This window comes from Thermoanaerobaculia bacterium (assembly GCA_035260525.1).
GTDB lineage: Bacteria > Acidobacteriota > Thermoanaerobaculia > UBA5066 > DATFVB01 > DATFVB01.
Map to the genome: position 1 here is coordinate 1 of DATFVB010000092.1, position 6,959 is coordinate 6,959.

Sequence of the window (6,959 nt, forward strand, 5' to 3'; positions counted from 1 at the left end):
GAGAGGGGGCGGGGGGGGGAGGTCTCTTCTCCCCCTCTCCAACTGGAGAGGGGGCGGGGGGGTGAGGTCTACTCATCGCGCAGCTCCCTCCCGGTCAGCGTGACGAACACGTCCTCCAGCGTCGCGCGGTGAGTCGAGAGCGTGACGAGGCGCGCGTTGCTCCGCTCGAGGATCGGGAAGAGCGACGGGATCGCGGTGACCAGCGAGTCGACCGAGACGAGCCAACGCGAGTCGCGGACCCGGGTCTCGCGCGCGCCCGCGATCGCGTGGACGTCGAGCTCCTCGATCACCGGCTCGCTCGAGAACTCGAGGATGTTCGATGCATGCAGACGCCCGATCAGCTCGGCGGGGGTGCCCTCCGCGATGATCCGGCCGTGATCCATGATCGCGACGCGCTCGCAGAGGCGCTCGGCCTCCTCCATGTAGTGCGTCGTGAGGAGGATCGTCTTTCCCCGCTCGCGAAGGTCCTGCACGCGATCCCAGAGCTGGAGGCGGCTCTGGGGATCGAGACCGGTCGTCGGCTCGTCGAGGAAGAGCACCTCCGGGTCGCCGACGAGCGCGCAGGCGACGGCGAGCCGCTGTCGCTGACCGCCGGAAAGCTTCATGACCCACGTGTTGCGCTTCTCCTCGAGCGAGAGGAATCGCATCGCCTCCTCCGGGTCGATCCCGTCGTCGTAGAAGGACCGAAAGAGCCGGAGCGTCTCGAAGACCGTGAGCTTCTCGGTCGTGCGCGACTCCTGGAGCGACACGCCGATCCGCCGCCGGATCGCGCGCGCGTCGGAATCCCAGCGCAGCCCCAGGATTTCGACCTCGCCGGAATCGCGCGGCGTCAGCCCCTCGAGGATCTCGATCGTCGTCGTCTTCCCGGCGCCGTTGGGTCCGAGCAGCCCGAAGCATTCGCCGCGCGGGATCTCGAGGTCGATCCCGTCGACCGCCCGAACGGCGCCGAACGCCTTGCGCAGGTCGCGGCAGCGGATCGCGGGGGAAGCTTCGGAATTCACGATTCCGGCTTTCTACCACAACGCGTCTTTCCGGCGTCGTTGCGCGAAAAGGAGTCCCCGCCGGCCCTTCCCTTATGATCGATCTCGATGGACCGCCCCTCCGACCGGATCGACCGGTTCGCGAAGCCCGAGACGCCCCGCCCGGAAGGGTTGCTCGCCGGTCCGCGATCGCGGCTCGCGGAGCTCCGATCGGTGCTGCAGATCCTCGGAGAGTTCATCCGGGGCTTCCGGGCGCTTCATTTCGTCGGACCGTGCGTGTGCGTCTTCGGCTCCGCGCGGTTCAAGGAGGACCACCCCTATTACGGCGTCGCCCGCGAGATGGGCCGCCGTCTCGCGAAGCTCGGCTTCACGGTGATGACGGGAGGGGGGCCCGGGATCATGGAGGCGGCCAACCGCGGCGCGCGCGACGCCGGCGGGCCGTCCGTCGGGTGCAACATCGAGCTCCCGAAGGAGCAGAAGCCCAACCCGTATCTCGACCGCTGGATCACCTTCCATCACTTCTACATGCGGAAGGTGATGATGGTGAAGTACTCGTACGCGTTCGTCGTGATGCCGGGAGGGCTCGGGACGCTCGACGAGCTCTTCGAAGCGCTCACGCTGATCCAGACGAAGAAGATCCTGTCTTTCCCCGTCGTCGTCATGGAGCGTGCCTTTTGGGATCCGATGAAGGAGATGCTCGAGAAGATGGTCGACGAGGCGACGATCGCCCGGGAGGACCTCCACCTGATCCTCCTCACCGACTCGATCGACGAGGCGATCCGGCACATCGAGAAGCACGCGGTCGAGCAGTTCGGGCTGCGGCGGAAAGCGCCGTCGCGGTCGAAGATCCTGGGAGAGCCCGCGCACCCCGCCAGGGCCCGGGGTCCGTTCCGCGCCGCTCGACGTTAGGGCCAGCGGTCGCGTCAGCCGATGGCGCGGGCGAGGGTATCGCCGGGCAGATCGTATTCGGAGGCCCGGATCTCCTTCATCCCGTCCGCCTCCCAGATTCCCATCTCGCGCAGCGGCGGGCGATAGACGTGGAGAGACAGAGACCGCCCGCGTCGTGGGAAGAGACGGTGGAGGAGCGTGGGGCTCGTCAGGCAGCTGTCTCCCGACGCGCGGTCGGACCGCTCGAGGAGCTCGGGCCGGTCCCGGGGCGTCTCGAAACATTCTTCGACGAGACCGCCCGACAGGACGAGCATCGATCCCATGACGCCGCGATGGTCGTGGATCGGCGTCTTCTGCCCCGACTCCCACGCGATCAGCATGACTTCCCAGTCGGCGCCGAGGTAGACGGGGTGGCGCATGTAGCGCTCGCCGCTGTAACGGATGCGGTCGAGACAGGGCTCGACTTCTCGCGCGACGGGGAGGAGGACGGATCCCGGGGTGGGCCGCTCCGCTCGCGTGCCGAGCTCTCGCAGCAAGGCCTCGATCCGTTGCGGCAGATTCATTCAGCGGGATTCTATCAGCCGCGCGTCGAGCTCGCGGCTCACCGCGCCTCGCTGGGGAGAGATGGCGAGGCCGGTCCCCGCGGCGCCGGAGCGCGAAGGAGCCGCGCCGCCTCGGCATTCATCTGCCGGCGGAGCATCAGCGAGAACATCCGGAAGTCCCCGCGCAGCGACCACCAGGGGTGGAGGAACGTCGCCGGCCGGTTGTTCTCGATCGCAAAGTGCGCAAACCACGCGAGGCCGTACGCGACGAGCGGAGCGACGGCCGCGAGAGCGGGCCGCCGCAGGAGCCCGGCCGCCGCCAGGATCGCCATCGCGCCCGTCGTTCCCGCGAAGTGCAGCCGGCGCGTCCAGACGCGGGAATGCTGGCTCACGTAGAACGGCCAGAAACCTTCGAAATCGGCGAATCGGCCCTCGCCGGTCATGGCCGGGGCCGAAAGACCGCCGTTTCGACGCCGGCGGCAGCCTCGTGGAGCTGCGCCTCGGCGCTCCGGGCCTCTTCGGCGCGGTGCTGGGCTTCGAGGCTCGCTCGAAGTCCGGCGAGCGACCAGGGATTTCGCGGGTTTCGCCGCAGATCCTCCCGGTAGACCGCTTCGGCCTCGGCGGCCTTTCCCGCGCGCAGCAGCGCCGATCCCCAGCTCTCGCGCACCGGGTAGTACCACGCCGGCGGTTCGTCGTAGGCGAGAGCGTCCTGCAGCGCGACCGCTTTCTTCCAGGCCGCGAGCGCGTCGCCGCGCCGGTCGATCTCCGAGCGCCGCGCTTCGAGAGCGGCGGCGGCGAGGGCGAGCACGTCGGACGCGGCGTTGTTTCCCCAGATCGCATCGGGCGCGACGGCTTTGCGCGCCTCCGCGAACGCGGCGGCTTCCCGCTCGGCCGCGGCGCGGTCCCCCTTCTCGGCGCAGGCCCAGGAGCGCGCGAAGCGCCGGATCGCGCCGGCGAGCGGCAGGCCGGGGTCGGGAGCGGCGAGCGCCGCGTCCCAGTCGCCGAACCGGAGGTCGACGAAGAGCGGCATCGGCACGACGAATTCCGCCATCGGCATTTCCTTCGCGATCGGCGCCGCGTTGGCGGCGAGCTCGTCGGCGGTCTTCCCGGCTTCCGCGCGCTTGCCCTGCATCATGGCGGCGGCGGCCAGGAACTGGAGGTTGTGGTTGTAGTACATCGCCGGGTAGATCCCTTCGGCGCGGGTCTTCGCGATGTAGGCGCGATCGGCGGCGGCGGCGCGCTCGTTGGCCGCGATCGCGCCGGCGTAATTTCCGGTCCGCATGAAGATGTGCGCGGGCATGTGGACGAGATGTCCCGACGCGGGAGCGAGCGTCTCCAGCCGCACGGCGCTCGAGAGCGCGCGCTCCGGATGGGCCGAGGCCTCGACGGCGTGGATGTAATAGTGGTTCGCGCCGAGGTGGGCGGGATCGCGCGCGAGCACCGATTCCAGGATCGAAACGATTTGTTCCGTCCCGGGCTCCGGCGTCCCGTCGGCCTTCCAGAGTTTCCACGGCCGCAGGTCCATCAGGCTCTCGGCCCAGAGCGTGGCCGCGTCGAGGTCGTCGGGATACTTCCGCGAGAGATCCCCCATCGCCTTCGCGTAATCGGCCGCGAGAGCCGGAAGGTCCGCCTTCGGATCGGACGAGTAGCGGCGCGCGACGGCGCGCGCGTAGGCCCGCTCCCGCTCGGGCGCATTTCCGGCGAGCGCCACGGCCTTCTGCGCGGCGTCGAACGCCTTCTTCTCGTGCTCGGGGTCGACGTCGAGGTTGATGTTGGGCCCGAGCGCGAGCGCGATCCCCCACAGCGGCATCGCCGCCTTCGCGTCGAGCGCCGCGGCCCGCTCGAACGAGCGGACGGCCTCGTCGTGGTTGAACCCGTACAGGAAGTCGAGCCCCTGGTCGAAGAACCTCTGCGCCTCGGGACTCGAAGTCGAGATCGGGTGATGGACGTTGCCGACGCCGGGAAAGAGCTCCTGCGCCGCCGCGGCGGCGCAGATCGATCCGAGGACGAGGAGGACGGAGATCGCGCGGCGCATCATCGTTTCTCCTTCGAAAGGCCCGGCGCCTCGAGCTCGAGCTTCTCCGGCGCGAGGCAGCGCGAATCATCGCATGCCTGGAATTCGACGTCGACTTCGGCCGGGGCGTCCCCGGCGGCCTTCGCCGTCACGAGGAAGTCGCCCGAATAGACCGAGAGCTTCTCGCCCGCCACGGAGGCGGTCCGCGGTTCGGGATACCGGGGCGCGGCCGCGCCCGGGGGGCGCAGGGAGACGCGCGTCGGGACGAGGTCCGGGCGCGCGGGCGTATGACTCTGGACGTGCCACCCGGCGTCGAGGGAAAAGCGCACGGCGATCTCGTCCGCGCGGCGTTCGACCGTGACCCGGACGGGTCCGCGTGCCGCGGCGGCCGCCCGCCGCACGGGTCCCGCCTCGATTCCGGCGGCGAGGATCGCGAAGGACGTCGCGGCGGTGGGGAACGTGCGCGCATACGGCGCCGCCGAGGCGAGCGTCGCCGCGGCGGCGGCCCGCCAGGCGGGGGAGGGCCGCATCCGGTCGAGCCGGCGCAGCACGCGGACCGCGACGGCGTTGGGGGAGGGCTCGACCTGGTCGAGGTATTCCTTGGCGAGCGCGAGCAGGTCGCGTTCGCCCGAAGAGGGCGCTGCCGACTGGAAGAAGCCGCCCCCCTTCGGGTCGTGGAAGAGGCGGAGCATCTCGCCGGCGATGCCTCGGGCGCGCTCCGCGTACGACGCGTCGCCCGAAATTTCCGAGAGGTCGAGAAGCGCGTCGGCGAGGAACGCGTAATCGTCGAGGAACCCGCCGATCTTCGCGGTCCCTCCGCGCGACCCGTGGAAGACGCGGTCTCCCGACACGTGGACCGCGAGGAGGAAATCGGCGACGCGTCGGGCGATCGCCAGAAACCTCGGCTCGGAGAGGTCGCGCGAGGCGCGGGCCAGCGCCGCGACCGCCAGCGCGTTCCACGAGGTGAGCACCTTGTCGTCGCGGGAGGGATGCACCCGGCGCGTGCGGATCGATTCGAGCCGCTCGTCGTCCCCCTCGAGACGGCGGCGGATCGATACGGCGTCGCCGCCGTGCGTCTTCGCGAGAGTCTCGTCGCTCGCGACGCGGCGCGGGAGGTTCTTCCCCCGTCCTTCCTCGAATTCGGCGGGAGTGTTCCCGCGGTCCCTGATGCCGAACGCTTCCCGGTAGAGCGGCGCTTCCGCGGGTCCGAGGGCGGAATCGATCTCGGCGGCGGTCCAGAGGTAGTACTTCCCCTCGACGCCTTCCGAGTCGGCGTCGAGCGCCGATGCGTACGCGCCCTGCGGCGTCTTCATCTCGCGTTCGAGCCAGGCGACGATCGCGCGCGCGGTGTCGCCGTAGCGGGCGTCTCCGAAGCGCCGCGACGCGGCGGCGTACGTGGAGAGGAGCTGCGCGTTGTCGTAGAGCATCTTCTCGAAGTGAGGAATGAACCACTCCGCGTCGACGGAGTAGCGGTGGAACCCGCCGCCGACCTGGTCGAAGACGCCGCCGTCCTGCATCCCGTCGAGCGTGCGGCGGAGCATGGCGGCCGCGCGCCCGTCGGCGCGGCCGGAGAGATATTCGAGCGCGCCGTGCGGCGGGAACTTCGGCGCTCCGGCGAATCCGCCGTGGAGCGGATCGAATCGGCGCGCGAGGTCCTCCTCGACGGACGCCGAGAAGGCGGCGTCGAGCGGCGCCGCGTTCTCCTTCGGCGGCGACGCGATCGCCGCGCGCACGGCGGCCTCGACTTCCTTCGACTGGGCTTCGGCCTCGGCCCGGTGGCTCTTCCAGTACTCCGCGACGCGCGGCAGGAGCGTGCGCATTCCCGGCCGGCCGAATCGATCGCCCGGGGGGAAGTACGTCCCGGCGAAGAACGGCCGGCCCTCGGGGGTGAGGACCGCCGTCAGCGGCCACCCGCCCGAGCGGGTCAGGAGCTGGCATGCGGTCATATAGACGTTGTCGATATCGGGGCGCTCCTCCCGGTCGACCTTGATCGAGACGAAATCGCGGTTCATGAGCTCGGCGATCTCCTCGTTCTCGAACGACTCGCGCTCCATCACGTGACACCAGTGGCAGGTCGAGTAGCCGATGGAGAGGAAGATCGGCTTCCCTTCCTTCCTGGCCTTCGCGAACGCCTCGTCTCCCCAGGGATACCAGTCGACCGGGTTGTTCGCGTGCTGGAGCAGATAGGGGCTCGATTCGCGAGCGAGGCGGTTGGGCTCGGCCATCGAGGCCGAGGCTAGCATCATCGTCGCGGCGGCGGCGAGGAGCCTCCGGGGGGCCGTGCGGGCGCCCTTTCCCCGGCGCGCGCCGGCGACGATCATCGCCGCCCGGCGATGTCGCTGAGCGTGAAGTTCAGGACGACGTCCCGCTCGGCCACGACTTTCCGGAACGAGCGCCGGAGGACGCGCGCGACCCGGTCGTTCCCCTCCGCCACGCCGAGGAGGTCCGGGGAGACGGCGGAGACGACGCGGGAGAGCGAGATCTGGTCGAGCGGCAGCGGCACGGTGAGCCCCTCTTCCCGAACGCCGGCGAGGA

Annotated in this window: 7 protein-coding genes; 1 reads left to right on the forward strand and 6 read right to left on the reverse strand. The window is 70.3% G+C overall.

The genetic code is table 11. The features are described 5' to 3' along the window. Window positions 1-68: 68 nt before the first annotated feature. Complete coding sequence (locus VKH46_04320) at window positions 69-1,001, reverse strand: ABC transporter ATP-binding protein (protein ID HKB70044.1); 933 nt, start codon at window positions 999-1,001, stop codon at window positions 69-71. Between the two features lie 87 nt (window positions 1,002-1,088). Between VKH46_04320 and VKH46_04325 the strand changes: the two genes are divergently transcribed. Further along, window positions 1,089-1,889, forward strand: a complete 801-nt coding sequence (locus VKH46_04325; GenBank protein ID HKB70045.1) for a TIGR00730 family Rossman fold protein — start codon at window positions 1,089-1,091, stop codon at window positions 1,887-1,889. A 14-nt stretch (window positions 1,890-1,903) separates the two neighbouring features. Here the strand turns inward: VKH46_04325 and VKH46_04330 are convergent, their stop codons facing one another. The 5 genes from VKH46_04330 to VKH46_04350 form a co-directional block, all read right to left on the reverse strand. Beyond that, window positions 1,904-2,431 carry a cysteine dioxygenase family protein gene (locus VKH46_04330; protein ID HKB70046.1) on the reverse strand — a complete coding sequence of 176 codons (528 nt, stop codon included), beginning with the start codon at window positions 2,429-2,431 and terminating at the stop codon, window positions 1,904-1,906. Between the two features lie 38 nt (window positions 2,432-2,469). Further along, entirely contained in the window at window positions 2,470-2,853 is a 384-nt protein-coding gene (locus VKH46_04335) for a DUF962 domain-containing protein (protein HKB70047.1), read from the reverse strand. Then, window positions 2,850-4,445, reverse strand: coding sequence for a hypothetical protein (locus VKH46_04340; protein ID HKB70048.1), 1,596 nt, complete (start codon window positions 4,443-4,445; stop codon window positions 2,850-2,852). The genes VKH46_04335 and VKH46_04340 overlap by 4 nt, the downstream gene beginning before the upstream one ends. Beyond that, on the reverse strand, window positions 4,445-6,745 hold the full coding sequence (locus tag VKH46_04345) for a DUF255 domain-containing protein (GenBank protein ID HKB70049.1): 2,301 nt from the start codon (window positions 6,743-6,745) through the stop codon (window positions 4,445-4,447). Before VKH46_04345 ends, VKH46_04340 begins: the two co-directional genes overlap by 1 nt. Then, window positions 6,742-6,959: hypothetical protein (locus VKH46_04350; protein ID HKB70050.1), on the reverse strand; the 218-nt coding region annotated here is incomplete at its 5' end. The genes VKH46_04350 and VKH46_04345, both read right to left, overlap by 4 nt.

What these genes read in the sequence shown, in the direction of transcription:
- VKH46_04325 (HKB70045.1), top strand. Translation starts at nt 1,089, where the DNA reads ATGGACCGCCCCTCCGACCGGATCGACCGGTTCGCGAAGCCCGAGACG.
- VKH46_04330 (HKB70046.1), bottom strand. Translation starts at nt 2,431, where the DNA reads ATGAATCTGCCGCAACGGATCGAGGCCTTGCTGCGAGAGCTCGGCACG.
- VKH46_04335 (HKB70047.1), bottom strand. Translation starts at nt 2,853, where the DNA reads ATGACCGGCGAGGGCCGATTCGCCGATTTCGAAGGTTTCTGGCCGTTC.
- VKH46_04340 (HKB70048.1), bottom strand. Translation starts at nt 4,445, where the DNA reads ATGCGCCGCGCGATCTCCGTCCTCCTCGTCCTCGGATCGATCTGCGCC.
- VKH46_04345 (HKB70049.1), bottom strand. Translation starts at nt 6,745, where the DNA reads ATGATCGTCGCCGGCGCGCGCCGGGGAAAGGGCGCCCGCACGGCCCCC.